Origin of the sequence: Rivularia sp. PCC 7116, assembly GCF_000316665.1 — a bacterium.
Lineage (GTDB): Bacteria > Cyanobacteriota > Cyanobacteriia > Cyanobacteriales > Nostocaceae > Rivularia.
Genome location: NC_019678.1, coordinates 5,173,548 through 5,198,864 on the forward strand (window position 1 = coordinate 5,173,548; position 25,317 = coordinate 5,198,864).

Genomic DNA, 25,317 nt, shown 5'->3' on the forward strand with positions numbered 1-25,317 from the left:
CACTATCTCGTTATAAGGTTCTACCTTGTAATGCATTTACGGAGGCTCCGCCTCCACTCCAAGAGTTTTCAACCAGAGACTAGCAACCAGTTAAAACCGGTATAATTATTAAGCAATTATTAAGCAATCAAACAAATTAATTGGTCTTCCGATTTCGCTTTTGGATCAATAATTTTAACTTTTTCTTCTTGACATAAATCTTGAATTAACATTTTTACATCATCCTCCCTCGCATCAGAAAACTGAGTCATACATTGCGAAATTAAAGTAGGAACCCCCATAAAACCTTGAGTTTTGACTAAATTAAATAAGAAATCATTCACAGGCGTTAAGTCTATGACATCTTCACCATCTTCTGAATCATCTGGTTCGGGAACAACTTTTAAATCTTGTAATAAAGTGCATTTTTCAAAAATTAGAGAATTACGAATTAATTCTTGTAGTTCATCTAATTTAATAACTCTTCCAGAAAGTACTAATTCTTGAGCCACGGCAGAATTAACCAAATTATGATAAGTCGCTAATTGATGCACTGAAGCAAGACTCGGCTTAAGATGAATATGTTTAGAGCTTTTAGAGCTATGAAAAATTTTCTGATATAGTTGATAACCCTTAAGCTTAGAAGTTCCAACAGAACCGCTTCTTATTAAATATAAAGTTTCACAACCCTTAGACTGAATAACTTTTTGCGAAGCTGACATCACATTATAAAAACTTGCCATCCCGGAATCTTCCGTCCAAACTATTCCAATTTGATTCCCTTTTTTAGACTTGCGATAGCTCAAAGAATAACTCGTATATTTTCCTCGTAAAAGCTTAGTTTTGATATCTGGTACTTCTAGCGCTTGCAAAGCTTCTTCCAGCATCCGAATTAAATCGGGTGCGGAGAACAAAGTTATTTTCTGGTTCTTTCCCTGAGTTTTTTTGTATTCCTTCTGCCATAATAGTTGAAACTCTGCATCAATTGTTTCAGCTTGTATTTGTGGCTGCGGTACTGGTAACTTTATTTCTTCGGGAACAGTAATTACTTCCGGTTCTGGAATCGGTTTAACAACTGTAGAATCAACCAGCGAAAACTTATATTTCTTATATTCTTTTTGACCTATAACTAATACTTCTCTGGGGAGAGTTTTACCGCTGGGAAAACTTTGCTGCAACAGCTTTCTATTTAACGGAAAAATCGGCGATATAGGCTGAGGTTTAACTTGATGATGCAAAGGCTTGAGACGATAAGCCCAAAGCGCTTCTGCTTGCTCTAAATTAATCCGTTTTAATCGTAATTCTTTATCAATTCTAACTTTATCCGCTTGCTGAATGCGGTCGGAATTTAATTTCCATGTATTAGTAATAATGCTGACAACAACTAAAAAGTTTTTCAGATAGTTATTATGAATAGTTGTATTGACATTAAATAAAGATTGAAAATCCTGAGATTCGTCTGACAAACGAGGAATATTATCTAAATTATCAAAGCATAAAACAATAGGTTGAGTTTGAATTGAAATTCTACCAAAGTTTGCCAAAATATTTTTTGCAGCATCTTCGGTATCAATACAGCTTTTCACCTTCAAGATTTGCATCGACTCTTCACTTAAGTCATCTCCCCGCAGCCATTCGCAGGCAATAGGGTATAATTCGGGATCTGTTAAATCGTGCAAAACACCAAAGAAAAAATCAGGATTGTATAATCCAGCTTGACTATAGGTTGTTTTTAAATGATGAATAAACTTGCGGCGATCGCTTTGCATAAATTGCCAAATGCTATCGCTAAAAAGCCGCTGTTTGAGGTTGCGTCTGGTGAATGCGGATAAACTTTTTAACCATAGTATTAACTGCGATTCTTCCCGACCTTCCGGAATTTGAATTAAGCTATCAACAGTAGAGCGTAAAACATGTCGCCAAATATAATCGCTATCAGCCCAAGGACCAATATAAGCGAAAAAAGCTTTTTTGTTCAGCGTCCGTTTGAGACGACCTAACAAATAACTTTTACCGGAACCAGAATCACCCAAAAGCAGCACGCTGCGACTGCGATTATCCTGATTAACTGAATCGAGAAGCCCTTCGATTTCAGTAATAACTTCTTGATGAATTGAGTCAACGCTGTTATCAGAATCTTGTTTCTCTCCCCAAAAATTTCCCGGTTTTAAATTAATCAGGTCAAAAGGATTAAGCTCGCGTTTAATAATGTTGTTGATGGGTGTCATGCTCAAACGATAATAATAGCGAATATTTGGCAGCAAAAAATATTATTGATAGCTAATTATTGACAGCTAAAATATAGAGATAAAGAACAACGGACCGCCAACATTTTGTTTAATTCCACTCTCAATTTGTTCTGGTGTATAAGCACTAGCTTCCTGCAAAGTACTCAATTCAATTTTGTCATCAGCTTGCAGTTTAAAAAGCACTTGGTCTAATTCATTCCGCGACATTGAAGGCTGTAATTTTTCTCGTAAATAAAAAATAGGTAAATAATCCTTAGTACCCAACTCGTTATCTAATTTCTGGATAATTTGTAAAATTTCTTCATCGTTAATCGCTTTACTCTTCTGAGTAACCGGCTCGCTGTTATTAATAGGTGCAGTAACAGTAGCTTCTTGCGACTGACTTTTCAAAGACTTCCGCAAAAAACGCAAATAATTATTCAGCAAATCTAAACTGATGGCAGGATTAGCCCCTTTCTTCGGACTAAAATCATCGCGTAAAAACTCAATCCCTCGTTGTGTTAGCCAAACTTCCGCTTTCTTCTTCTTCAGCTTGATTTCAGCTTCAATCAATCCTCTATCGCTTAAGCTTCTTAAAATTTCTTCCTTCTGTGCAGCTTTTAAAGAAGATTTTATCTTGCTAGGAGCCACCTTACCCGAAACTTTAGCAACATTCTCCAATATCCGAAGTTCCTTCTCCTCAATCGGAACCTCCGCAGCATCCAACTTTAACAACGCTTGTCCGGGAGGTAAAATCTTTACAGCAGCAACCTCCCGCGAAAAATCAATAATTTCGCGATCGCCTAAATTTTGGCAAATTGTATTTTTACCCTTAAACGACTTAAAAGCATTCCCGCTTAAAGTCGAGCGATAATTTTCACAACCCAATAACTTAAGTAAGAACTTTAATTCATTCGTATCCATACAAGTAATCTTGCCCGAATCTTAACCAGCACCACTTTACCTCGAAGGGCATAAGTTTTGTTTACTTATTTATACTAACCTTCATGTGCTGTTAGTACGCTGCTAGATTCGTTGTGAAAAAGACTTAAGTTAGAATTGGAAATTGGTTCAAATGTATTTCTATCAGTCACCCTTTTACCTTCCGCAAAGCATCAAAAGCCTTACCCCGAACACCAACGGGTAATAAAGATAACCCCAACCCAGTCCACGCTTTTGCGGTAGAAAAAGATTTACCTTTGTTAACCAACTCTCTCCCTTTCTCAGTTTCACCGCTTTCAATCAGTCGCAAACCCAATAATAACTGAGTTTCCCGCAAGCGATTTAATCGAATATTCTCTAATTCCTGCGAATCAAACTTATAGCTTTGCAAATACTGCTGCTTGCCTGTTAAATAAGGGATGGCGCGATTAATTCCCTGTTGTTCGGCATGAACTCGATATTCCATCAGCAACTTTGGCAAGTAATAACCTTTCTTCCCGGCTAAAGCCAAACGCACGAATAAATCGTTATCCTCACAATTTTGCCAATTTGGCTGCATAAACCCGACTTCAACCACAGTTTGGCGGCGAAACAAAGTTGCACCAATTTGAAAACTTTGATTTACAAACACCGCTTGCAAAAGATTATTTACCACACCTCCGGGTAAATCTTCTCTTCCCCATTGACGCGAATTTTCTTCAGTTTGAGTTTGATCGCGGACATTATCAATATCAATTATCCAATGGTCGGTACCAACAAAATCTATATTAGAATCTCTATCAAGAATTGCAGCAGTCTCCGCGATAAAATTAGGAGTTAATCTATCATCATCGTCAAACTTAATAAAATAATCGCCCGTCGCAGCATCGAAACCGGAAAGCATATTGTTGCTTTTACCAATATTCTGCCGATGGCGGATATATTTAATGCGACTATCTTCATACTTTGACATTAAATCCGCAGTACCATCGCTAGAACCATCATCGCAAACAATCAACTCAAAATCTTGATAAGTTTGTTTCAATACGCTATCTATGGCGAAAGGTAATAAATCAATGCGATTAAATGTAGGGATACAAATACTAACTTTTGGCACAAACCGATTCTCTATTTACAAAACTACAATCAACATTTTAAATAAAAAAGTTTTAATAGATACAAGACTTACGCAACCAGCACATTTTTATATTAGGGTGCTAGTACACTGATTGATTCTAACGTAGTTATAAGGTTTTCAGTGTCACGCACCAGCCGAGTGTTATGACAGTTGCGGCTATTCCTAAATAGATAAAATATAATATTATATAAATTGGGATAAACTGTAGTCAAAAAGGTGAACTACAATTTATCTTCTCACAAATTTTAGTTAGAGACAGCAAAACAACCAGCAGTTAGATCTTCTTGGAATTGCTGCAATCTTTCTTCCAACTGTAGGGTTAATTGTTGAATACGAGTGTCGCTGCTCAAATTCGGCTTAGAAGTCTTGGCAATATCTGCTAATTGATTTGCCATTTTTTGAGACTCCTTTTGCAATAAAGTTTTGAATAAGCGTATTGGAGCTTGACATGCATAATTTTTCTTGAAACGAAGTGATGAGACAGTTCCATGACCTGGTGAATACACATTTTCCCAAGGCATAAGGTATTGGGGCTTGTAATCTACGCCGACAGTTAAACACCAATCCTGCCATTTCCACGGAAAAATTCTGGTACTAGTCAATACTGGAATCCAAGGTACTCGCAGTGCATCGGCAATTATAGCACCGTGCATCGCTTCCGTTAGCAATACCTCTGTCTCACAGATAGCAGATAATACTTCTTCAGTTGACCAACGCGGGTCAATATATGAAATACCAGCCTCTTCACAAATATCTTTCCAAGCATTACCCCCATGAATAATGTGGGTAATATGAGGCATATATGCAAACTTTGTTTTCTTAATAGAACTCGGCTCATATACCTTTCTGATGAGTAAAGCACCGTCAGTTACGGCTAATTGTGGATCTATTCCCAGCTTTTTAGCCGATAGCGGACCTCTCACACAGTAAATTTTCCAAGACTCATCAATTGCAGGTAAACCTTTGCTATAACCTACACCGGAAGCAAATACAGCGGTTTTATTGGCTTTAGGAACGTAATCATTTAATAGCGTCCCAATTCCCACAAAAATACTTTTATTATCTTGGTCAAAAACACCAGGTAGTAGTTTTTCCCACAACCAAGGGTTTAAATCGTCTCCAAAATTACTCATTCCGTTAGGAAAGCTAAAGTAAAATAGTTTCATAAATTTTTTCCTAAATTTTTACTATCAATCGAACCGAACGCAATCTTTAAATTTAATTTTTATCAGGACTTATAAAGGTCCTATTTTTTCGCGGGGTTTGGAAATATCATTTTCTGAAACATCATATTTCCGGTTGATATTTGCTGCCGCCATTAAGAAACAGCTAATCTAACTTTATTCATCGCCTTTTTGATGTAATAGTTCGCTTTAGATACTAAACCTGGTTTTTTCAGGCGCAGAGGTTTTTTCTCTGGTTCTTTCAAGAAGCGGTAATGCAAAAATTCATCACGATAGCGAATATTTAAATCTTCACCTTTACATAAACGTACAAAGTCATTAGTAGAATAGTTCATGTAATGTAAACGATAAATTGGCTTTAAACCCTGCTGGTTATAAAGAACATTATCTATATTTACAAACGGGTCAGCATTCGCACAGTTTCCAGTTCTTTCTTCCCCATTCGGACTTAAAGTAAAATTAAATAATTGACATTCGGTTCGTAAAGTCAAGTAATTAAACAAAAAGGCATCATCCCACCAACGGGTGACCCATTCAATTTCATTTTTCTCAATCAATAATGTCTTCAATCTTTCAATTTCTTCAGGTGCCAAAAGACCTTGCTTTGAAGCAAAAAAACTAGAACAATGTAATTTTGGGCGGACATCCTCTTCAGCATACAAACCTGATTTTTCTATCAGAGGTATGTTTAATGCTGCAACATCAGAAGACTTTCCATGCTCCCAATCATCAAAAATAAAATCATATTCATCAAGCCTAGAAAACAAATCTTCTAGTGGCTTCATTGCCAAACTATCAGCATCGTAAAATACAAATTTTTCAAAGTCACCATCAAGAGCAGCCAATTTTCTCAAAAGAGGACTTTTGTATAAAGTATTACGGGATAATTTAGAATTTTTTGCATAGGGATGAGCTGCCCAAACTTCTTCTGCAAATTCATCCCATCTTTGAATAGATTCAATATTATCAAATAAAGTTACGTTTTCTCGACGGTTAATTTCCTGCTTTACTAAATCTAAGCGATTATTATAAGGAATAATACAAACGGAAATATCTGGACTAACATTAACTTCTATGCTGTTCAATAATGCAACTAACTGGTCATAAACAATATCATTAGCTAAAGTATAGATACCGAATCTTTGCATAATAAAAAAACCTATTAATAACTACAAAACTAATTTAAATCTACTGATGCGAAAATATTAATATTATTTTTTATTGTAACTACTACCTTTTTTAACGTTTCATTTTTAATGAAACCATAGTAAAAATACTGATTTTTTTGGAAGCTATAGAATAATTTTGGTATATTTTCAATACTTGCAATTATTTGAATGTATTACTATTTAGTAAAAGTATTTTTTATATTTTGAGAATAGACTTGACTTATATAATTATTTTACTGATTGCTTTAATAACTAATGTATGTATATATTTGTAAATGAAAATATTGTAAATGATTTCATATATATAAAAATATCTAGATATTGTCGAATTAGAACTAACACTGGATATCTTTATTTTTAATAAAATACTTTAAATAGTAACTACTTTATTTAAATGAAATAACATATATTAAGAAAAATATTAATTACTAATTAAATTGAATTGAGATGAAAATTTTAATGTTGTCCTCTACATTCCCTTATCCTCCAACTCGTGGTGGAACTCAAGTTAGAACTTTTAATTTACTTAAGTATTTAACAAAAAATCATCGCGTAACCTTAGTGACTCAACCTGAAACTGGAGTTACTGAATCAGAAATTACAGGATTACGGGATTGTGTAGATGAACTAGTCCTTTTTAATCGTCCTCATGACTCCGGTACCACCGGAGGAATACTGAAAAAAGTTCAGCGTCTAACGAAATTTGTCGGCAAAGGTATCCCACCAAGCGTATTAAATCGCTACTCTGTGGATATGCAAAACTGGATTGATAATTATGTCGAAGCTGGTAAATGCGACACCATTACCAGCGAACACAGCGTTAATGAAATCTACATACGTCCTAATTTTCATAAAAAGATACGTACTGTAGTCAACGTTCACAGTTCGGTATACGGTACCTGTCTCAATCAGTTACAAAATGGGATATCTGAAAATACTTTCAGAGATAGAATTAACTTACCTTTATTGCGTCGTTACGAAAATACTTACTGCAATAAATTTTCGGCAATTGTCGCAACAACCGAAGAAGATAAGATTCAATTACGGGAATTCAACTCTGAGAGTGAAATGATGGTGATTCCCAACGGCGTAGATTTAGTCATGTTTCCCAATCGTATCGCAGATCCAGGAGGGCATCGTTTAGTTTTTATTGGTGCAATGGATAATTTGGCAAACATTGATGCTGTATGCTTTTTCTGTAACGAAGTATTACCCGAAGTTCAAAAAAAATATCCCAATACAACTTTTGATATTGTCGGTTCTCGTCCCGTTGCCGAGGTATTAGCGCTTAAAGAGAAACCGGGAGTCAACGTAACTGGAAAGGTGCCTTCAATGGCAGAATATTTGCACAAATCTACAGTTTGTATAGTGTCCATGCGGACTGGTTTCGGAATCAAAAACAAAACCTTAGAAGCAATGGCTGCTGGTATACCAGTCGTCGGCAGCGATAGGGGTTTAGAAGGATTGAATGTAGACGGTGACAGCCTAGAATTGCGAGCATTACGAGCCAATCAACCGCAAGAATACATAAACGCTATTAGTAAGTTATTTGAAAATCCCCAATTAAGAGCAGAATTATCTTACAACGCCAGAAAATTAGTCGAAACCGAGTTTACCTGGGAAAGCGCGGGAAGACGTTACGAGCAGGTTTGTGTCGGTAAAGGTTCGTAGTTGCGCTTTAGCGCCAAAGCACCTAAAAACATGCGGGAGAATGGTAGCTCCGCATATTCATATTTGGGATTAGCTCACTAAAACACAACTAAGAATTCTATAAAACATTAAGAGACGTAGCAGTGCTACGTCTCTACATTTAATTACATCGGTTTATTCGCTATTTTATTTTTAACTCCTAATACCATTTCTTTATAAAGATGCGCCGAATTTAGCCCGTGTAGACGGGCTTTGTTTAGGTAGCCCCACTCTTATAGAGTGAGGGCAATTGAGCGCAGCCTCATACAGAATTGGTATAACTATTTACAGTTATTGACTTAACCATCCAATCCGACTGTGTAACAGATTTTTCCGTACAGGTTCCTCAGTGTTAGCAGTTGCTGATGAGGATTGTGATTGGGAAATCTTAATAGCCTCGTTTTGATTAGCAGCTTTTGATTTTTTCAACTTTGATACTATGCTTTCATTACTTATGGAAGATTGGGAAGATACAGCTATATTCTGGTTATTTTCTGCTCCTGTTTGTGCATGAGATGGAACTGCAACCAAAGCAGAACCAACTGCTAAAACTAACGCAAGCAGATAAGAAGTATTTTTATGCATTTTAATTCCTAATTTCTTCTAAAATTGGATAAAAATCTTGTTTTCAATATCTTTGTTGCACCAAAAAATGTTTTTTTTATAAAGCAACTAGATATAACACAAGAAAAGCAAAAATTTTTGAAAAAAGGCTGTCGGTGCCTCAACGACATATATAGAATTCATAGATGCACTCATAAAATCAGATTTTTGTTAGAACATGGCTTAAGTGCAACTACTCAAAATGTAGTACTAAATCAATATTCTTTCCAAGAGGAAAAATACTGAAGCGAGGTATTCATTTTGTTGCTAAGATTTTTAAAATCGCACTACCGCATATTTAACTATTTTGTTTAACTATATGAATTCTTTATGGTGAATAGGAATTGGGCATGGGGCATCGGGGATTGGGCATGTACTAACATATTTTAGATAAATAAATATTGGAAAACTCATTTTTAAAATTGCATAAAAATAAAATAATAATAATTAACTCGTAGAAAAAATAATTAAAGAATCATATCTAAAAAAAAGAAAGATAAATGCTCTGAATAACTATATTTACGAATACAATAAGGCACTTAATTATAATTTAACTTCCAATGCCCTATCCCCTACTCCCTATTCTTAAAAAGTAAAACTAGTTCGTAAAATACCAATAGTAACTGAATTACTATCTGGTGTATGACCGGGTTCAATAATATGAATAAATCCGGGAGTCAAACTTATATTGTCATTCAATCGCCAACGGTAAAAAGCTTCAATATGAGTAGTTGTTCCGGGTTGCCCCCCTTCGCTTCCATTACCACCGTTTAAAAGGTCGGGTACATTATTACCTACAGGCAAGTCGCTACTAACAATTTTCGGTGGCTGCCCTACATAAACTCCACCTAAATTACCCCTACCAAATAAATCGGGAAAATTGAGATAAACCATATAGTTTGTCATTTCAACATCTCCCGATTCTCCAGGTATACGAGAATTGGTATAACCAGCCCAACCACCTAATGTAATTTTTCGTGAAATCTCCCAGTTAACGGTAGCTCCAAAGCCATTTGTTTGTAAAGGTCTTCCTGGAACTGCAAAACAATTAACAGCAGTTAAACAGCTGTCGCCAGCATAACTAAACAAAGAGCCATTAGGCGAATAATTGTTAACGTAGTATAAACTTACATCTAACGTCCTAGCAGGTGTTAGTAACAATTGTGCGGCTGCTGTCGTATTTCCATCAAATAGGCCTGCGCGTTTTCCCGGATTGCCTATATCCCGAGCGCTATAAATTGCTTGTAAGCTGGCACGTTTTGCAAATTGCCAATCAAAAGCAATACCACCATTCTCGAAATCTAAATTTAAAATTGGGTTTCTCTGTGCAAAAAATGATAAAGGTCCGTTAGCTGCACTTTCAGCGCGGTTGGGACCTCGAAATGAACGTACCATATCTACACCTTTGGTTCCCACCATCATCGCTAAATTTTTAGTCAGAAGTTGGTGAAAATGCAAATCGCTTAATTGAAAATCGTTACCAAAATCATATTCATAACCAAGTATGAAATCGTTGCTTAATTTAGGTCGAGTACCACCCTCACCAGCTAGAAGTCCGGTTACTAAGAAACTACGGGGGTTGAATTGGCTAGTTAAATACAGTTGATTAAAATTACTAACATTAATATTGGTACCTGGATCGTTAGTATCTCTTACCCCATCTCTCGGAGAAGTGTCAGCACGATTTTCCCCTCTTCCCTGGATACCAACAATTGTGATTCCGCTAAGTTTAGTTGTTGTAGAAAATTGTTTGGCTTCAATATCAGCAGCGCGAGATTCTAAAGCATCAACTCGCCCTCTTAATGTTGCTAATTCAGCAGCAAATTCTTCTTGTAATTTTTGTAAAGTTGCTAAATCATTACGGGTGACTACATTATTCGCAGCAGTCGCAATTAGCTCATTGACTCTTTCCAAACAAGCATTCAAACCTGCTGCAAATTCATAACGTGTTAAAGCACGATTTCCGCGATAAGTTCCATTAGGATAACCAGCTATACATCCGTAACGCTCCACCAAAGACTGCAAAGCTTGAAACGCCCAGTCGGTTGGCTGTACATCTCGAAGTTGAGAAACCGAATTAACTTGTCCCATCGGATTTTCATCCAATGAGGTTTTGTCGATAGATTCAACCAGAGGCTGAGAAATTTTAAATTGCTCTGTATTCTTACTCTCAAACTGTTTTGTTTCTAGCGCCTCTTTCCCAGAGATAGTAAAATCTAAATCTAAATCTACAGAAGCTTGTTCCTTAGACACTGCTTTATCTTGGAACCCGGTAATTCCCGCAGCTAAAAAACAGATTATTAGGGAAATTTTACTAGCTTTCAATTTTTTACACTTTTGTATATATATAACGGTTGAGCTTATTCAATAAATGATGCGGATGGCATGAGTAATTATACGTAAATAATACAACCGCCAATTTGATAAAAATTGGGCAATATCTCTGAAGCGCGAGTATAAAATAAAAAGTTAGTACTGTTAGGGGGAGTTAAAATCTTCATCTTAGTTTTATTGAAGAGCCTTATTTATATTTAACTGCGTTTAATTTCAATATTAATTTTTTTACCGTAATTTACTAACAAAGTCTTTTTATATTCCAGTTTCAACAGTCGAATAAAACCTGCGGCATTAATCTATAATCCGCAATTCTAAATCGAGTAACGATTAGCATGGCAAATACTTCGCGTTCATCAAAACCAATAAATAAAGGTCAAACGCAGCCCAATACGAAGGTTCGCAAGCTTCGCACAAAAATAAAAAAATCTAAAAATAATCTTAAGCATAAAACCGCTCCTACTAAAGGAATTCGTTCTTATTCACGCCATCGCCAAAAAGCTAAAAAACGAAAAACTTTAGCAACATCAATGTTTGTTGCTGTTACCTTACTCTCAAGTGCAGGTATGGTGATAGCTATTGGCTGGATTAGCATTTTATTTATATTCAATCCGCAAATGGTGAGCTGGTTAAATCCATTTTTACCAGAATGGGCACAAATTACATCTGGTTCAAAAAAGCCCCATACACTAAAGCAGATTAAGGCACAAATAAAAAGACAAAAACGTATATCCGGAAAAATTCTTCCTTTAGAAAACAATACCGATGAATCTTTTTTGTTACCTATTTATCTCGATCGCAAAAATTGTAATTCCGATTGTAAATATATAGTTGAACTCAGAACTTATCAACGAGCTACGGATTTTGAATGGCAGTCTAGTATAGAGAAATACTATCATCTCACTAACAATTTTGCTGTTACCGGGCCAGAAGAATTTGAAGTCATAGCTCCCTTGGTGGAAGCAGGTATAGAAGAAAACCCCGGTTCTACGATTGCTTTACCGGTAACAGAAATTAAACGTTTTGAGAAAGATGCTCCCAAATCGGGAATTTGGTACTATTTACGCGGCAACCGTTCTTCAGGTTCAAATCTTACCGCTTACGGCTATATTCTTCACTACAATTTAAAACGCCGTAAACTACAAACAATGATATCTTGGACAAGCCCTACAGGAGATTTACCCCAATGGCAACAGGTAACTGGTGACGGTGACAAAGAATTAGTCATACGTCAAACAATTGGTTTAGAACCTCGTCTGCGAATTTACCAAACTAAACCCAGCGAATTTGTCATCAATCCAATCACATTAGCTGAAATCACCCTCAAACCACCTGCTTTAAAAGATAGGGCTTACAAAAATGCATTATTAATTGCTAGAAATGGGCTATGGACACCATCTAACAAATGGCTGCAATTTATTAAAAAACAGCAGAAAGCAAAAATAACCCCGGCGGCGCAAGCACAAATCGATTTGATTAGCGAACATTCTCAACTTACCAAAAAATTAGCCGATACAAGCTGGGCAAGCCCTTCTCAACAAGTTTTAGCTTATTTAATTGATGGTAGATGGGGAGAAGCTTTAAAAGTATTTGAAGCATTACCGCAAAACCCCGCAGAGATCAGAAATTTACTCAAATCTGATACGGGAAGGATAGAAAGTCGCATTGATGCAGCATTAGAAGTAAATCCCAATCGTTCGGAAGTACAAGCTTGGAAAGCTTTAATCATTGCATCCAAACAAAGCACAAACCAAGGTTACTACTGGCTTAAAACACAATCTAATATTTCTAAAACTTCACAAACCTATATTCAAAAGCTTTTAGCGCAAATTTAAAACGCGGAAATAGTTGATACTATTTCCGCTAAGGCTATGAAGTATTCAACTCAATCAGTACATCTAATCAAAAATAACACTAAAAAAATCACGTATATGCACCCAAAATATGATTAGTAGTGCTAAAGTAAGTTAAAGTAGCATTCATCAGGGCTAATTGCAGTCATTATCTACTCACAAAAGATTTGCAGTAAGGCTGAAAAATGCACTACTACTTCTACTAAAAAAATAGCCATAAGTAATAACCATAAATAAGATTAAACGCTGGTTGTAAGATAAGCAGCGCTTTATTTGTTAGTGCTTGCCATAGGTTTAATCAAATATGAGATATAGGCAAGCACTTGCTCGAAATAGATTTAACAAGATTGTTCGTGAGTACAAACATCTTTTTGCTGCTTAAGTTTTTGTAACTTTAACAACAGTAAATCTACCTCTGCTTGCAAGTCCATCAATTTTACTTGTTGGTCAACTTTGTAACAAGTATCAATTGAATTGAGAACAGACTTTTCGGATTTGCGTTCGGAAACACTAGATACAGACATACTACTTATTAAGTCCAAAACTCTACTCACACCATTAGAGATATTATAATAGTGTAATTTAAAGAATCATTAAATCTTTGTATAGCTGGTATTAGTTGCTGCAATATAAATGATTTTTTTTGCTATGCAACATCTATGAGATGACAATATAGATTAGGATTTTGTTCCGAAAATAAAAAGAACTTGGGCATGGGTCATAGGGAAAAATAATGAGTCGTGAGTAGCGAGTAGCGATTAAAAATTGTGATGGGGTGATGTATCTATTACCCATAATTTCCAATCCCCCATGCCCAATGCCCATCCCAAATTTTGATAAAAATTATCGTAATACTTCCCACCGATACAGTAAAAAGGATAAACTGGCATTCGACATCACCTTAAAAATAAGTAGCTTTATAAAATCCCGTGACCTTAAGCCTGTCTGCTGTAAAATCTCATCGCCAACCTTGGCAAGGATTAATCGAACAGTATCGCCAATACTTACCTGTTAATGAAAATACGCCGGTTGTTACGCTTTTGGAAGGCAATACGCCTTTAATTCCCGTTCCATCGATTGCGCGTCACATTGGCAAACAAGTACGTGTTTTTGTGAAATACGACGGTTTGAACCCTACCGGTAGCTTCAAGGATAGGGGAATGACTATGGCGGTTACTAAAGCCAAGGAAGCCGGGGCTAAAGCTGTGATTTGCGCGAGTACTGGTAATACTTCGGCAGCAGCAGCAGCTTATGCTAGACGCGGGGGATTGCGTCCTTTTGTAATCATTCCTGACGGTTATGTCGCTCTGGGTAAGTTAGCCCAAGCTTTGGTATATGGTGCCGAAGTTTTAGCTATTAAAGGGAATTTTGATAAGGCTTTGGAAATTGTTCGAGATATAGCTGAAGAATATCCGGTAACTTTGGTCAATTCCGTTAATCCTTATCGCTTGGAAGGTCAAAAAACCGGCGCTTTTGAAGTTGTAGATATTTTGGGTGATGCTCCAGACTGGCTGTGTATTCCGGTGGGTAATGCGGGAAATATCACTGCATACTGGATGGGTTTTTGTCAGTATCACCAAGATGGTAAATGCGGACGTTTGCCTCAGATGATGGGTTTTCAAGCTGCGGGTGCTGCACCGTTGGTGAATGGTGAAGTTGTAAGCAATCCGGAAACTTTAGCTACAGCAATTAGAATTGGTAATCCTGCAAGTTGGGATAAAGCGGTAGCTGCTGCTGGAGCTAGTCAAGGTGAATTTAATTCTGTCACCGATGAAGAAATTTTAGAGGCTTATCGAATTTTAGCTGGGGAAGAAGGCGTTTTTTGCGAGCCAGCAAGTGCGGCTTCTGTAGCAGGCTTACTGAAAGTTAAAGACAGAGTTCCTACAGGTGCCACTGTGGTTTGTGTGTTGACTGGTAATGGCTTGAAAGACCCCGATACAGCAATTAAACACAATAAAAGTCAGTTTACTCAAGGTATTGAACCGGATATTAAAACTGTTGCGAAAGTGATGGGATTTGAATAAGTATTTATTCAAACGCAAATTTATGATTACCTGTGTTTATTTAAGAGAGGTAATCATAAATTCGTAATTGCGAATTCAGAATGTATAGATTTGTTACATAGATAAATCAATGAAGCACTTTTGTGATGCTTATAGTTTTGCTTTTCGGCATCGAGTAAAGAAAATTTGAATTACCGCTACATTATCGAAAAGCCACTAGTTGAGAATTAAAAAACTAAGTTTTTTCAGAAAATCAAGTTTCTGAATAGCTCAAATTATTACAACTCATATAAAATTGCTATAGAAACCTTCATATTTGAAATACTACCAATTTTCAGGAAAGCGCGTCTGTCTTCCCCTGTAATTAATGATTTCAAGTAACGAGCGAATTAAAGTTAAACTTATAACGATAAGAAACAGGAAAATCTTTACCCATATAGTGTTATAACTATTTGGATTAAATTTTTGAGCCAAGAAAGATGAGTAGTGACTATAGAAAATGGAACCAGTAAAAAAAAGACCTATTAAACCTAAAAGCTATATATCGTTCCTTTATATTTACTCAACTAATTGGGGAACTGCTGGTGATATCTGTTTAATCCGCGAAACCGTCGCTGAGGCTAGTACATCTAAATTTGTCGGTCGTAAGGTTAAATTAGCCCTTCCCAGAGGAATGGAAAAGCATAAAGTTGAAGGTTACCAGGTAATCAAAGTTGCCGGTCATGTTGGTGAAGGACATCCCAAAGATCCAGGCTCCGAATGGGAAGCTTACGAAGGCATAACTAGAGAAACTGCGATCGCGGTTTTGAAGCCTTGGGGGTTTAAGTTGGTTGAACCGGAATAAAGCTGCTTTGCGCTCGGAAAAATAAAGGTTCAGTTAGTAAAGGCTTAGACAAACTCCAAAGATAGCGATTCGCACGCTCAATATGCCGTAACCCAACAATTTATTCTTACTGTTGTGATTTGCAATCATAATATTGGGTTACGACACATTACTATTTATTTTATTAAGTTACGTTCACATTATCCTGCCACTCCATATATAGAAATGACACAAAACCCCAAACTGATACAAAGCTTGGGGAAATTTTAAGATTCTAATATTTTTTACTTTTTGCTTAAAATTCCTAACTAACTATTAACGGGATGCTGCCCATAAAAAGGTAAAGCTTCCGTCCAGTGTGGGAGTTTCCCTTGCTGATAATCTAAATGCGCTAATTGCAGCATACTCGCGACTGTGGCAGCTAAACCAGAATCTGCTTTCAAAAGCCGATAATTATCCTTCAAATCGGCTAACTTTTCTTCCCACGCTTCTGGAGTTAATACCACATCAGGTATTTCGGTAGAAAGTCCGCTACCATCTGGCATAACCTGATAAATCCCACAGAACAACATACCGCCACGAGCAGGCATTTGTACGGCTATAAAAGTATCATCACTTCGGTTTTCCCAAGCAAATGCAGCCATTGTAGAAACAGCAAATACTGGAATATTTAATTGTTGTCCCAAAGTTCGAGCAGCTACCACGCCGATACGAGTTCCCGTAAACCCCCCAGGTCCCTTTGCTACAGCAATAAAAGCCATATCAGACCAAGTTTGAGGTTTAACGAAATCTATCATGTATTGATGCATCAAATTAGAAACGTTACGGTCTAATTTCCAGACATCAGAACGCGAATCATCAGCGAAATTACTGATTGCTAAACCTAATTCGGGAGTTGTCGTATGTAGTGCGAAGCCGTATTCTTTCATTTAAGAGAAGGAAGGACAAGGAGAAAAGGGGACAAAGATAATTTTAACCTTTGACCTTTGACCTTTGACCTTTGACCTTTAATCTTAATTACTCCCAACTGCTCACTGCTCACTGCTCACTGTTAAGTTGGCACCAATTCACCGGGACGTAATTTAGACCATTTGCCTTTTTCTTCTTTAAAACTCAAACATCCCACAACGTCCCATTCCATTTCAATCACTTCGCCTTCGGTGCGGATATTTACGTTTATACTGGGTTCGTTGGGATCAAAGGTTGGTGTTTCTGTTAAATGAGGTTGTTGGTGCTGTGTTTCTACTGCATTGTAGGTAATACAGCGGTCTACATAATGACAATTTACGCAAATACACATATTAAAACCAACTTATATTTGTTTTGCTCTGCTTTTAATCTAGCTCAAGCCACACTGTTGTTGCCTAGCCTAATGGTTTATTTTTATTACAATGTACGGTTCAATTCTGTCTAAATTTACACCAGATTCTTTACCTTTTAATCTGGAATTGTTGCCACAACCGGCTTATTTAGTAGGTGGTGCGGTGCGGGATGCTCTTTTAGAAAGAAGTCGGGATTATTTAGATTTAGATTTTATTTTACCTGCGGAAGCGGTAAATGTAGCTCGCAAGATAGCAAAATATCATCAAGCTGGTTTTGTTTTACTTGACGAGCAGAGGCAAATTGCTCGCGTGGTGTTTGCCGATGCTACCGTTGATATTGCCCAGCAGGAAGGGGATTCTGTAGAAGCTGATTTGCATCGGCGAGATTTTACAATCAATGCGATCGCCTACAACATTCATACTCAAGAAATCATCGATCCGCTACAAGGTGGTGCAGATTTAGAAAAGGGTGTTTTACGCATGATATCACCCGCAAATCTGGAAGATGACCCTTTACGGTTAATGCGGGGATATCGTCAAGCTGCACAGTTGGGTTTTACAATAGAAGCAGAAACCCATTCTACAATTCGCGCTTTAGCTTCTCATTTAGAAAAAGTTGCTGCGGAACGAATCCGAGTAGAATTGGGATATATGTTGGCGAATCCTCAAGGAACACCTTGGTTGATAAAAGCTTACGAAGATGGCTTACTAAAATCTTCCTTTGAATACGCTACATCTCAAAGTTGTGCAATAGTAGCAGAAGTTGACAAAGTAGCTTTGCAGCTTACAGAAGATTTTCCAACCTTGAAGGGAATACTGCAAAAAAATATTAGAGATACTGTAAAAACAACTTGGTTAGGTATTGCAAAACTAGCTTGTTTAGTTAATTCCAAGCCAGAAATTGCAGAAGCGGAGTTAGAAAAACTTACCTATAGTAAAGCGGAAATTCAAAGCGTAACCACAGCTTTGAGAACATTTCCCAAGCTCGACGCGCAATTATCTTTGAGAGAACAATATTTTTTATTTCGAGAAGCGGGTAGCGTATTCCCGACTACAGCCATTTTAGCAACAGCTTATGGTAATGTAGTCAGGGATATGTCCGAAGACAAGCCACTAATAACATACGCATCTTTACTATCCCGCTACTTAACCCCTGATGATCCGGTTGCACATCCCACTCAATTGTTAAGTGGGACACACATTATATCATCATTAAACATACCTTCGTCACCACTTATTGGTAAATTACTGACAGAAATTGCAGTGGCACAAGTCGAAGGCAAAATTTCGACATCTTATGAAGCGATAGAATTTGCGCGAAATTTTATTCAAGAGAATGGGTAATTGGGGATTGGGGATTGTGAAAAAATCAAGGGAGCTTTCCGGCTCCCACTACAGATGTTTCGATAATTCTTAATTACCGATTACCGATTACCGATTACCTATTACCTATTTTTCCGCTTTTTCTACCAATTTCTTAAAGTACAAATACGCTTCTTCTGGTGTTAGTGCTTCGGATTTGTCGTCGTGAGCAATAAAGTATTCTCTGCTGTCGGCAAAGAAACGTACTGTAAAGCTTGGTATTAAACCTAATTTTAAAGCTTGTTTACCGAGTTCGTCGGTTGTGTCTGCTAAAGAATATCCGTCATGAAATTTAGAAGTAGACATTTTCCCCTCTCTTTATTATTTATCTATTTATTAAAAGTTTTCGATGCCATTTTTGTAGAAAGGCACCAAAAACTTAATTGTTACATTTCTTGCTGATATTTTTCTAAGATATCTACCAAACTGACTTGACACTGTGATGGAACCAAATCTAACAAAGGTATTTCACCTTTACCACCGCCAACCTTGATGGGGATAGACTGTAAAACACGAATGACATCATCTTCATCCACGGATTTACTAGTACTTATTAAAGGATAGACTTGTTCGGCGACGACGGTATGCAGTTTGGCATCGGACAAATAAAGGTGCCACTTAGCAATATCTATATAGACATTTTCGCCAATTTCAGCGGCTAGGGCTTCCATGAATTCAGCGTTGTTACTCATAGCCTTTAATTTAAAATTACTTGAGAATTATGCTGAAATTCTCAAATTAACTCTACCACCACAGGTCACAATAGCCTTCATTTTAATAGTCCATCTTCAGGTAGATTTTGTTGGAGTATCTGAATAATCTGCAATGACTGAAATATAAATCAGATGTGAAACTAATATCCCCAACCAGCTTAATGTCAGAATGGGCAACCATTGCCAGTTAGTTGAAAGAAAATTGTGAAAAAACCACAAGCCGGAATTGAATAAAGCAAATGTCGCTACATGAACGGCGAAATTCATTCTATCGTCTAGTTTGCGGTAAGCTGGGTCATTTTTACGGTCTGGTTCGCGCGGCCAACGTGGAGGCATATAATATTAATTAAAAAATAAACGATAATGTCGGTGTAGAGACGCGGCATTGATCGAAGACGTAGCAGTGCTACGTCTCTACATTATTAATTTTAATGTTATCCGGGTCACAAATCTAATTTACTTAGAATAGAAGCAACAATCCAAAACAAAAACATCCGCTATTAAAGAGTTTGTATGATAACTAGTTCCCAGTCTCTGGCTGGGAACACTTATGTAGAACGCTCTGCCTTCGGTTGAGGGAAGAAGGCAGAGCCTTATGAAATGCATTACAAGGTAGAACCTTGTAACGAGAAAACGAGAAAATAAAAAAACCGCGCACTTTATTGGTATCCCTTCGTAAATATCTCAGGACTAGACTGCTCAACTCAAGGGGTATCCACCCCTAGTAGGGAATTTAACTTCACGGAAGTCAAACCGTAAATCCCTACTAGGGGTGAGATACCACACAGTCAAGAGCAGGCTAGTGATGCGTGTCTGGACTATACACAAGGATGACGATACATCATCCGGGTTGCAAGGATTATTTACCAATTAGTGCGCGATTTATTTAGTTTTCATTTAGTTATTGACACTGACGTGCGTGTTGCATTCGTAGTGCAAGAATGTGTTCGCATGGCCCTTTAAACAGTTTATTTTGTTTATGCCAGTTGCAGGTACATTCTGCATTTATTATACGCTCGTCGGAATCAATCGTCAAACTTGGATTGTAGTTATTTACGGTTCCTTGTAAGGTTGTTTTCCCGTCTCTATCATTTACCGATAAAACCCTTACTCTATTACTATTTAAGAATTTAGTAGCGCTTGATTCTCGTTCGTTGGCGAAGCGCAATCTATCCATCGGTAAAGGTTCTCTACTCAGTTCTCGCACGCGATACACTTGTTTATTCAGGTCGTAGATAACTCTTCCGGCTTGGGTGTAAACACTTAAAGCGCCAGTCACCGCAGCACGACTTAAATTCAACTTTTGGGCTAAACTATCGGCAGTTTCTTGCCAGTTTTCTCGCAAACCGTTAAAAATTAATTTTTGCGTCCATTCATCGACATCGGCACGGGGTGCCATTAAATCAAAGTTACCAGATTGCGACCAATCGTTTGCAGTCCAACCGGATAAACCCAAGGTAAATGACATATCACCTAAGTCAGCGACGTAAAATGATGGCATTCCGGTACCCAAAAGATGCACGGTGAATTTTTTGGCTATGGGAATGAGTCTTTCGAGGATATGTAAACGTCGTCTTCCCCATACGCGGATGGTTTCTTCTTGGTTTCCAGTATAGGGCGATCGCGCACAAACTACTTCAATATCCCACGGTTCAAACACGATTCGCACTGGTTCCCCTGGTTTAAGATGATAGCGGATGCTGCGGGGACCTTTTTTTTCTTTGTGACGACGCAAAACCAAGCAGATATTATAGATATCCATTGGATGTAAGTCGAATTGAATGCTCGGTAAACACATTGCGGAGCTTACTTGTAAGAAACCTCTCACCCAGCTATCTGGCAAATCGATTTTGACTTCTTTATAAGCTTCTTCGTTGGTAGTTTGAACTTCAAAGCCGGATGGATCGACTTGAAATTGTGTGGTTTTGTAGCTGCGGATTTTTTGGAATTCGTCGTATAAAGCGGCGGAATAATCGATGTTTGTGGTACCGCAAGCGAATTCGTTGATATTTTTGAAAACTTCGTAACTTGCACCAAGTCTTCCATAGGTTGATTCGTCTTCGCTGAAGCATTCAAAAAATACTTCATCGGGATGTACTGTAATTACTGGGTCGAGTACATACCACATATCATAATCTTTTTTATAAAGGTAATCAAAGTACTTTCTTTGTGCCCTGTAATAAGGTTGATATCTTTGATTTTTTCGCTTATTTAATTCGTTTAATTCTTCTTGTAAAGGTCTAATTTTAGCTGCAACTTCTTGTTTCATTGCTGCAACTAAATCCCAGTCTATTTCATCTTGTTGTTTGCGCCATTCTAGATAAGCAGCTTTATCTTTTGGTTTGAATCTTAAGTCGGAAACTACGACATCATGTAAGGCGCTAATTGCTTCGCGAAAGGATACGTTTTGATGTAATTCTCCGACGAAGTATGTGGGGGGACGTTTGGTGTCTGGGGAGAATGACATTTGGGTTTGATTCGCGCTTTGATTGACGGATGTGTTTCCTTTATATGAGTAGTTAAATTCCATTTTTTTGTGTTTTTATTTGTTAAATGAACCGTAGGATATAACCTCACCCCCAGCCCCTCTCCTTGTTAAGGAGAGGGGTGTATTTCTGGTTCCCAGTCTCTGGCTATTTCTGGTTCCCAGTCTCTGGCTGGGAACGAGGATTTAGAAGGCTCTGCCTTCGGTTGAGGAAAAGGCAGAGCCTTATGAAATGCGTTACAAGGTAGAACCTTGTAACGATAAAATTTCCTTCCCCCTCTGTTTATTTAGGAGAGGGGTGCCCGTAAGGGCGGGGTGAGGTTTAACTCCTGACTTCTACTACTGGTTTTACTTCAATTGGTAATGCTAAGTGTGGATATTTTTTATGAATTTTCAACATGATTTGTATGGCTGATGATTTATCGGCGACTGCCATTGTTACTGATTGTCTTGTCATGATTGCTGCTACTATTTTGGCAGCTTTTTCACTTTTTTGGGCTTCTGCTTCAAGAAATTCAAATGTCCGTTTTTTGGCGATGCTGCCGCGATTGACGCGAGATAATATACTAATAAAAAATGGTGCTAGCTGTTGGAGTTTTTCGGTGTCGTCTTTGGCGTAGGTTTCGAGGTAGTTGGTAGCAAATAACTGCATATCTGCTGATGGATGTTCGCTGAATTTTAAGAGGTATTCTTCTCCGTCTAAACTTTGGAAGTTTTTAGTTAATAAATCTCTTCCGAGTCTTCTTGCTTCTTCTCGCACGCTATCACAAATAGTTACTAAAACTTCGGGGGTAAATTCATTTTCTGTGAATTCGGTTGTGAATAATTCAAATGCAAAATCGCGGGAGTCTTGCCATTTTGCTTCTAACATTCTCACTGCTGCTACCATTTCTTGAGAATCTGCTCGCAGACGATTTAATATTTGGGATAGCATTTGTTGGGAAGCGTTTCTGACTGCTGCAATTTCATGATTGCTGAGTTTGACGATTTCACTGGTGGTAAATTCTTCTATCCAGGTTTGATAATTGGCTGATAATAACAAACCTCCTAATTCTTGCGGTGCGGATGTTTTGGTTTTGAGCAGTTGTAATGTGGTTTCTTGGGAAATGCTTGTCATCCATCCCGGTAATTCTTTTAAAAGATTGACGAGGAAGCTGTGTAAACCTTCGTGTTTTTCTTTTGTCAGTAAGATTTCAATGAATTCTGATGCGATATCAACGGTGAAATCGGGGTTTGCTGCTGCTAAACGATTGATGACGGGTTTGATAGCGTTGCGGATTTCTGGGTTAGGATTAATTGCGATCGCGATTATTAATTCTTTTTCTTCGTTAATTAGTTTATCATCGGGTAGTTGTCCGAATAGTCGGATACCAAGGATTCGCAATGATTCGTTTTCGGATGCTAGCAGCGATTCGATGATATGAGCGGGTAAGTCTTTGGCGGGAATTTCATGATTTAATAAAATTCTTGCTCCTAATTCTTGGATTTCAACGATGGGATGGGTTAGTAAGTCGTTGATGACGTTTAAATTTAAGGTGCGGAGTTGAGAAGGGAAGGTTAATAGTAAAATTTCGCTGGCTTCTTTGATTAATTCGGAATTAACCTCCCCTAACCCCTCCTTGTTAAGGAGGGGAAAAGAGAGTAATTCAACAAGGATTTTACCGATAATAATTTGAGCAGTAGATTCGTTGATAACTGCTTTACCTAAAAAGGTTTTTGCAAATTGACGAGTTTCGCTTTGATTGCTGAGAATTAAACCCGCAATAAAGCTACTGTCTTTAAGAAATTTACCTTGATTTTGTTTAATCCATTTATGAGCTTGCTTTCTAGCAGGTTTGGATAGACAATTCGCAAGAGCAAGAATTAAATTAGTATCTGGGTTTTGAGAATCGTATTTTTTTAACGCTAATTTATAACCAAATTGTGCGGTAATTTCATAAGGTTTGTTAACAAGCTCGATAATGTTATCTATATTAATAGAAGCCAGGAATTTATGACAGCTTCGTAATGCTTTAACAGCGAAATGATGAACGGGATTGCATTCGCTTTCTACAAGTAACTTTAATAATGCTTCCGGTTGTTGTTCCCAAAGTTGAGGAAATGCTTCTTCTCTAACTGTAGGCTCAGGATTATTTGGTTTATAGCCTCGTTTCCAACCCCATGATTTTCCATACCATAAAGTATATCGGGGACTGTTTTCGTAGAGAATATGATTAAAAGTTAAATAATAAGCGAAAGCATTTGGATAATAATTATTGATTCCATCTCTCTCGGAATATTGAAGTAAAACACTAACAGCCAATTTTATATAATCGGGATTGCTTTCTTTTCCCAACTTTTCTAAAGTCTTCCATACACGACGACGGAAATACTCGCGAGTTTTATTACTATAAGCAATTCGAGAATTAGGCTTTTTAAGTTCTTCTATTATGTCATTACTCCATCTACTAGACTGTAAATAATCACCATCATCGAGTATTAAACTCCTATATAAATCATGACAAAAATTTTCTTTTTCTTTCTCAAACCGATAAGCAAGAATCCCAAAAACTTCTTCATCAAGACGATATTCAGCGACTTTAAAAATATGACGAATCCGCTGAAAATAATTCGGTTTGAAAGGTGCTTTTGATATAACATCAATTAATCCAGGGCGTACAATCTCATTATCAATTTCATATATGATTTCCAGAATTTCAAAATCTTCATAATCACAATCTGCTAAATAAGCATTTAACTCAGTTGTAAAATCATCAGACGAATCTTGTTTTAATAACTCTTGAAAAAATGACGGTAAATATTTAATCGCTTCCGCTTGTAATTGTGCTTTCTTCACCTCATCGCAAATTTTTAATGTAGCTTCAAAAGCAATACCGCTGACAAAATCTGCTGTTTCATCACTTTGATAAAGCTTCGTTAACACTCCAATCACATCTTGATTGTTGGAATTTTCACAACACCAACCCAAAGCCCAAGCAATACAATAATCCCGTAAATCTTCCCCAGTACCCAACAAATCAATCAACAACGGAGTTGCTTCTGTTATCTTCAACTCTCCCGCTTTCCAAATTGCCCTTTCCAACTTCCAACTACTGGGTTTATCATCTGCAAGACGGTTGAGAATCGCTTGAATTCTGGGGTTATCAACAGTTGCTACTGGTTGTGTTGGGGTAGTAACGCTACTTGCCGAGACATCAACATATCCCTTCCTCGTCTTCTCCGCCACCAACTTATCAAAAACCTGCTCAGCCTTAGTCAAAGCAACAGGTTGAGTAGTTTTCGTACCTTCCTTTAAATTAGCTCCGCGTCTACCATAACGGAAATTGACAAGATATTTATTTTCAGCAACCTCGCATAAATCAACTTCGTATACCTTATCAGAAGCATCTTTTTGATAATGAAGAGTCTTGCGTTTAATTAATTTCATATATTCCCTCTCACCCGATGTTTTATTTTCGTATACTTTTTCGGGAGTCGCCAGTTTTGAAGAGTTGGGAGTGACGAATTATGA

At 37.3% G+C, this 25,317-nt stretch carries 21 protein-coding genes; 5 read left to right on the forward strand and 16 right to left on the reverse strand.

The window, feature by feature from the left end:
• Window positions 1-119: 119 nt before the first annotated feature.
• The 5 genes from RIV7116_RS19970 to RIV7116_RS19990 form a co-directional block, all read right to left on the reverse strand.
• Window positions 120-2,207, reverse strand: a complete 2,088-nt coding sequence (locus RIV7116_RS19970; protein ID WP_015120119.1) for an ATP-binding protein — start codon at window positions 2,205-2,207, stop codon at window positions 120-122.
• A 66-nt stretch (window positions 2,208-2,273) separates the two neighbouring features.
• A complete protein-coding gene (locus tag RIV7116_RS19975; protein ID WP_015120120.1) occupies window positions 2,274-3,131 on the reverse strand; it encodes a hypothetical protein in 858 nt (285 codons plus the stop codon).
• A 166-nt stretch (window positions 3,132-3,297) separates the two neighbouring features.
• Window positions 3,298-4,245, reverse strand: coding sequence for a glycosyltransferase (locus RIV7116_RS19980; protein WP_015120121.1), 948 nt, complete (start codon window positions 4,243-4,245; stop codon window positions 3,298-3,300).
• Window positions 4,246-4,511: 266 nt separating this feature from the next.
• On the reverse strand, window positions 4,512-5,432 hold the full coding sequence (locus RIV7116_RS19985) for a polysaccharide pyruvyl transferase family protein (RefSeq protein WP_015120122.1): 921 nt from the start codon (window positions 5,430-5,432) through the stop codon (window positions 4,512-4,514).
• 152 nt (window positions 5,433-5,584) lie between these two features.
• Window positions 5,585-6,598, reverse strand: coding sequence for an Npun_R2821/Npun_R2822 family protein (locus tag RIV7116_RS19990; protein ID WP_015120123.1), 1,014 nt, complete (start codon window positions 6,596-6,598; stop codon window positions 5,585-5,587).
• 468 nt (window positions 6,599-7,066) lie between these two features.
• On the opposite strand from RIV7116_RS19990, the gene RIV7116_RS19995 reads away from it, so the two are divergent.
• On the forward strand, window positions 7,067-8,290 hold the full coding sequence (locus RIV7116_RS19995) for a glycosyltransferase family 4 protein (RefSeq protein ID WP_015120124.1): 1,224 nt from the start codon (window positions 7,067-7,069) through the stop codon (window positions 8,288-8,290).
• Window positions 8,291-8,599: 309 nt separating this feature from the next.
• Here RIV7116_RS19995 and RIV7116_RS20000 read toward each other — a convergent pair whose 3' ends face one another.
• Both RIV7116_RS20000 and RIV7116_RS20005 read right to left on the reverse strand, forming a co-directional pair.
• Window positions 8,600-8,893, reverse strand: a complete 294-nt coding sequence (locus tag RIV7116_RS20000) for a hypothetical protein (RefSeq protein WP_015120125.1) — start codon at window positions 8,891-8,893, stop codon at window positions 8,600-8,602.
• Between the two features lie 603 nt (window positions 8,894-9,496).
• Window positions 9,497-11,236 (reverse strand): iron uptake porin, encoded by a 1,740-nt coding sequence (locus RIV7116_RS20005; protein ID WP_015120126.1) that lies wholly within the window; start codon window positions 11,234-11,236, stop codon window positions 9,497-9,499.
• Window positions 11,237-11,580: 344 nt separating this feature from the next.
• Between RIV7116_RS20005 and RIV7116_RS20010 the strand changes: the two genes are divergently transcribed.
• Window positions 11,581-13,080, forward strand: coding sequence for a hypothetical protein (locus RIV7116_RS20010; RefSeq protein ID WP_015120127.1), 1,500 nt, complete (start codon window positions 11,581-11,583; stop codon window positions 13,078-13,080).
• Window positions 13,081-13,436: 356 nt separating this feature from the next.
• Here RIV7116_RS20010 and RIV7116_RS20015 read toward each other — a convergent pair whose 3' ends face one another.
• Window positions 13,437-13,622 (reverse strand): hypothetical protein, encoded by a 186-nt coding sequence (locus tag RIV7116_RS20015; protein ID WP_044291062.1) that lies wholly within the window; start codon window positions 13,620-13,622, stop codon window positions 13,437-13,439.
• Between the two features lie 234 nt (window positions 13,623-13,856).
• A complete protein-coding gene (locus tag RIV7116_RS37405) occupies window positions 13,857-13,988 on the reverse strand; it encodes a hypothetical protein (RefSeq protein WP_256380823.1) in 132 nt (43 codons plus the stop codon).
• 39 nt (window positions 13,989-14,027) lie between these two features.
• Between RIV7116_RS37405 and thrC the strand changes: the two genes are divergently transcribed.
• Together thrC and RIV7116_RS20025 are read left to right on the forward strand one after the other, a co-directional pair.
• The gene (gene thrC, locus RIV7116_RS20020) at window positions 14,028-15,122 is read left to right on the forward strand and encodes a threonine synthase (protein WP_015120129.1); all 1,095 of its coding nucleotides are present in this window, start codon (window positions 14,028-14,030) and stop codon (window positions 15,120-15,122) included.
• A 478-nt stretch (window positions 15,123-15,600) separates the two neighbouring features.
• The gene (locus RIV7116_RS20025; RefSeq protein WP_015120130.1) at window positions 15,601-15,945 is read left to right on the forward strand and encodes a hypothetical protein; all 345 of its coding nucleotides are present in this window, start codon (window positions 15,601-15,603) and stop codon (window positions 15,943-15,945) included.
• Window positions 15,946-16,232: 287 nt separating this feature from the next.
• Here RIV7116_RS20025 and tsaB read toward each other — a convergent pair whose 3' ends face one another.
• Both tsaB and RIV7116_RS20035 read right to left on the reverse strand, forming a co-directional pair.
• Window positions 16,233-16,853 carry a tRNA (adenosine(37)-N6)-threonylcarbamoyltransferase complex dimerization subunit type 1 TsaB gene (tsaB, locus tag RIV7116_RS20030; protein WP_015120131.1) on the reverse strand — a complete coding sequence of 207 codons (621 nt, stop codon included), beginning with the start codon at window positions 16,851-16,853 and terminating at the stop codon, window positions 16,233-16,235.
• Window positions 16,854-16,975: 122 nt separating this feature from the next.
• Entirely contained in the window at window positions 16,976-17,224 is a 249-nt protein-coding gene (locus RIV7116_RS20035; protein ID WP_015120132.1) for a Ycf34 family protein, read from the reverse strand.
• A 91-nt stretch (window positions 17,225-17,315) separates the two neighbouring features.
• Between RIV7116_RS20035 and RIV7116_RS20040 the strand changes: the two genes are divergently transcribed.
• Window positions 17,316-18,590 carry a CCA tRNA nucleotidyltransferase gene (locus RIV7116_RS20040; protein ID WP_015120133.1) on the forward strand — a complete coding sequence of 425 codons (1,275 nt, stop codon included), beginning with the start codon at window positions 17,316-17,318 and terminating at the stop codon, window positions 18,588-18,590.
• A gap of 105 nt (window positions 18,591-18,695) precedes the next feature.
• On the opposite strand, the gene RIV7116_RS20045 is transcribed toward RIV7116_RS20040, so the two are convergent.
• From RIV7116_RS20045 to RIV7116_RS20065, 5 genes are all read right to left on the reverse strand, one after another.
• Window positions 18,696-18,914 carry a hypothetical protein gene (locus RIV7116_RS20045; RefSeq protein ID WP_015120134.1) on the reverse strand — a complete coding sequence of 73 codons (219 nt, stop codon included), beginning with the start codon at window positions 18,912-18,914 and terminating at the stop codon, window positions 18,696-18,698.
• Window positions 18,915-18,994: 80 nt separating this feature from the next.
• On the reverse strand, window positions 18,995-19,300 hold the full coding sequence (locus RIV7116_RS20050) for a DUF3181 family protein (protein WP_015120135.1): 306 nt from the start codon (window positions 19,298-19,300) through the stop codon (window positions 18,995-18,997).
• A 96-nt stretch (window positions 19,301-19,396) separates the two neighbouring features.
• On the reverse strand, window positions 19,397-19,657 hold the full coding sequence (locus tag RIV7116_RS20055; protein ID WP_015120136.1) for a 2TM domain-containing protein: 261 nt from the start codon (window positions 19,655-19,657) through the stop codon (window positions 19,397-19,399).
• Between the two features lie 565 nt (window positions 19,658-20,222).
• On the reverse strand, window positions 20,223-21,851 hold the full coding sequence (locus RIV7116_RS20060; protein WP_015120137.1) for a hypothetical protein: 1,629 nt from the start codon (window positions 21,849-21,851) through the stop codon (window positions 20,223-20,225).
• 277 nt (window positions 21,852-22,128) lie between these two features.
• Window positions 22,129-25,233: a WGR domain-containing protein gene (locus tag RIV7116_RS20065; RefSeq protein WP_015120138.1), complete on the reverse strand. Its 3,105-nt coding sequence runs from the start codon at window positions 25,231-25,233 to the stop codon at window positions 22,129-22,131.
• Between the last annotated feature and the right edge of the window lie 84 nt (window positions 25,234-25,317).

What these genes read in the sequence shown, in the direction of transcription:
- RIV7116_RS20040 (WP_015120133.1), top strand. Translation starts at nt 17,316, where the DNA reads ATGTACGGTTCAATTCTGTCTAAATTTACACCAGATTCTTTACCTTTT.
- RIV7116_RS20015 (WP_044291062.1), bottom strand. Translation starts at nt 13,622, where the DNA reads ATGTCTGTATCTAGTGTTTCCGAACGCAAATCCGAAAAGTCTGTTCTC.
- RIV7116_RS37405 (WP_256380823.1), bottom strand. Translation starts at nt 13,988, where the DNA reads ATGCCAGTTTATCCTTTTTACTGTATCGGTGGGAAGTATTACGATAAT.
- RIV7116_RS19970 (WP_015120119.1), bottom strand. Translation starts at nt 2,207, where the DNA reads ATGACACCCATCAACAACATTATTAAACGCGAGCTTAATCCTTTTGAC.
- RIV7116_RS20000 (WP_015120125.1), bottom strand. Translation starts at nt 8,893, where the DNA reads ATGCATAAAAATACTTCTTATCTGCTTGCGTTAGTTTTAGCAGTTGGT.
- tsaB (WP_015120131.1), bottom strand. Translation starts at nt 16,853, where the DNA reads ATGAAAGAATACGGCTTCGCACTACATACGACAACTCCCGAATTAGGT.
- RIV7116_RS19985 (WP_015120122.1), bottom strand. Translation starts at nt 5,432, where the DNA reads ATGAAACTATTTTACTTTAGCTTTCCTAACGGAATGAGTAATTTTGGA.
- RIV7116_RS20025 (WP_015120130.1), top strand. Translation starts at nt 15,601, where the DNA reads ATGGAACCAGTAAAAAAAAGACCTATTAAACCTAAAAGCTATATATCG.
- RIV7116_RS20045 (WP_015120134.1), bottom strand. Translation starts at nt 18,914, where the DNA reads ATGTCTACTTCTAAATTTCATGACGGATATTCTTTAGCAGACACAACC.
- RIV7116_RS20055 (WP_015120136.1), bottom strand. Translation starts at nt 19,657, where the DNA reads ATGCCTCCACGTTGGCCGCGCGAACCAGACCGTAAAAATGACCCAGCT.
- RIV7116_RS19995 (WP_015120124.1), top strand. Translation starts at nt 7,067, where the DNA reads ATGAAAATTTTAATGTTGTCCTCTACATTCCCTTATCCTCCAACTCGT.
- RIV7116_RS20010 (WP_015120127.1), top strand. Translation starts at nt 11,581, where the DNA reads ATGGCAAATACTTCGCGTTCATCAAAACCAATAAATAAAGGTCAAACG.
- RIV7116_RS20035 (WP_015120132.1), bottom strand. Translation starts at nt 17,224, where the DNA reads ATGTGTATTTGCGTAAATTGTCATTATGTAGACCGCTGTATTACCTAC.
- RIV7116_RS20060 (WP_015120137.1), bottom strand. Translation starts at nt 21,851, where the DNA reads ATGGAATTTAACTACTCATATAAAGGAAACACATCCGTCAATCAAAGC.
- RIV7116_RS19975 (WP_015120120.1), bottom strand. Translation starts at nt 3,131, where the DNA reads ATGGATACGAATGAATTAAAGTTCTTACTTAAGTTATTGGGTTGTGAA.
- RIV7116_RS19990 (WP_015120123.1), bottom strand. Translation starts at nt 6,598, where the DNA reads ATGCAAAGATTCGGTATCTATACTTTAGCTAATGATATTGTTTATGAC.
- RIV7116_RS20050 (WP_015120135.1), bottom strand. Translation starts at nt 19,300, where the DNA reads ATGAGTAACAACGCTGAATTCATGGAAGCCCTAGCCGCTGAAATTGGC.
- RIV7116_RS20065 (WP_015120138.1), bottom strand. Translation starts at nt 25,233, where the DNA reads ATGAAATTAATTAAACGCAAGACTCTTCATTATCAAAAAGATGCTTCT.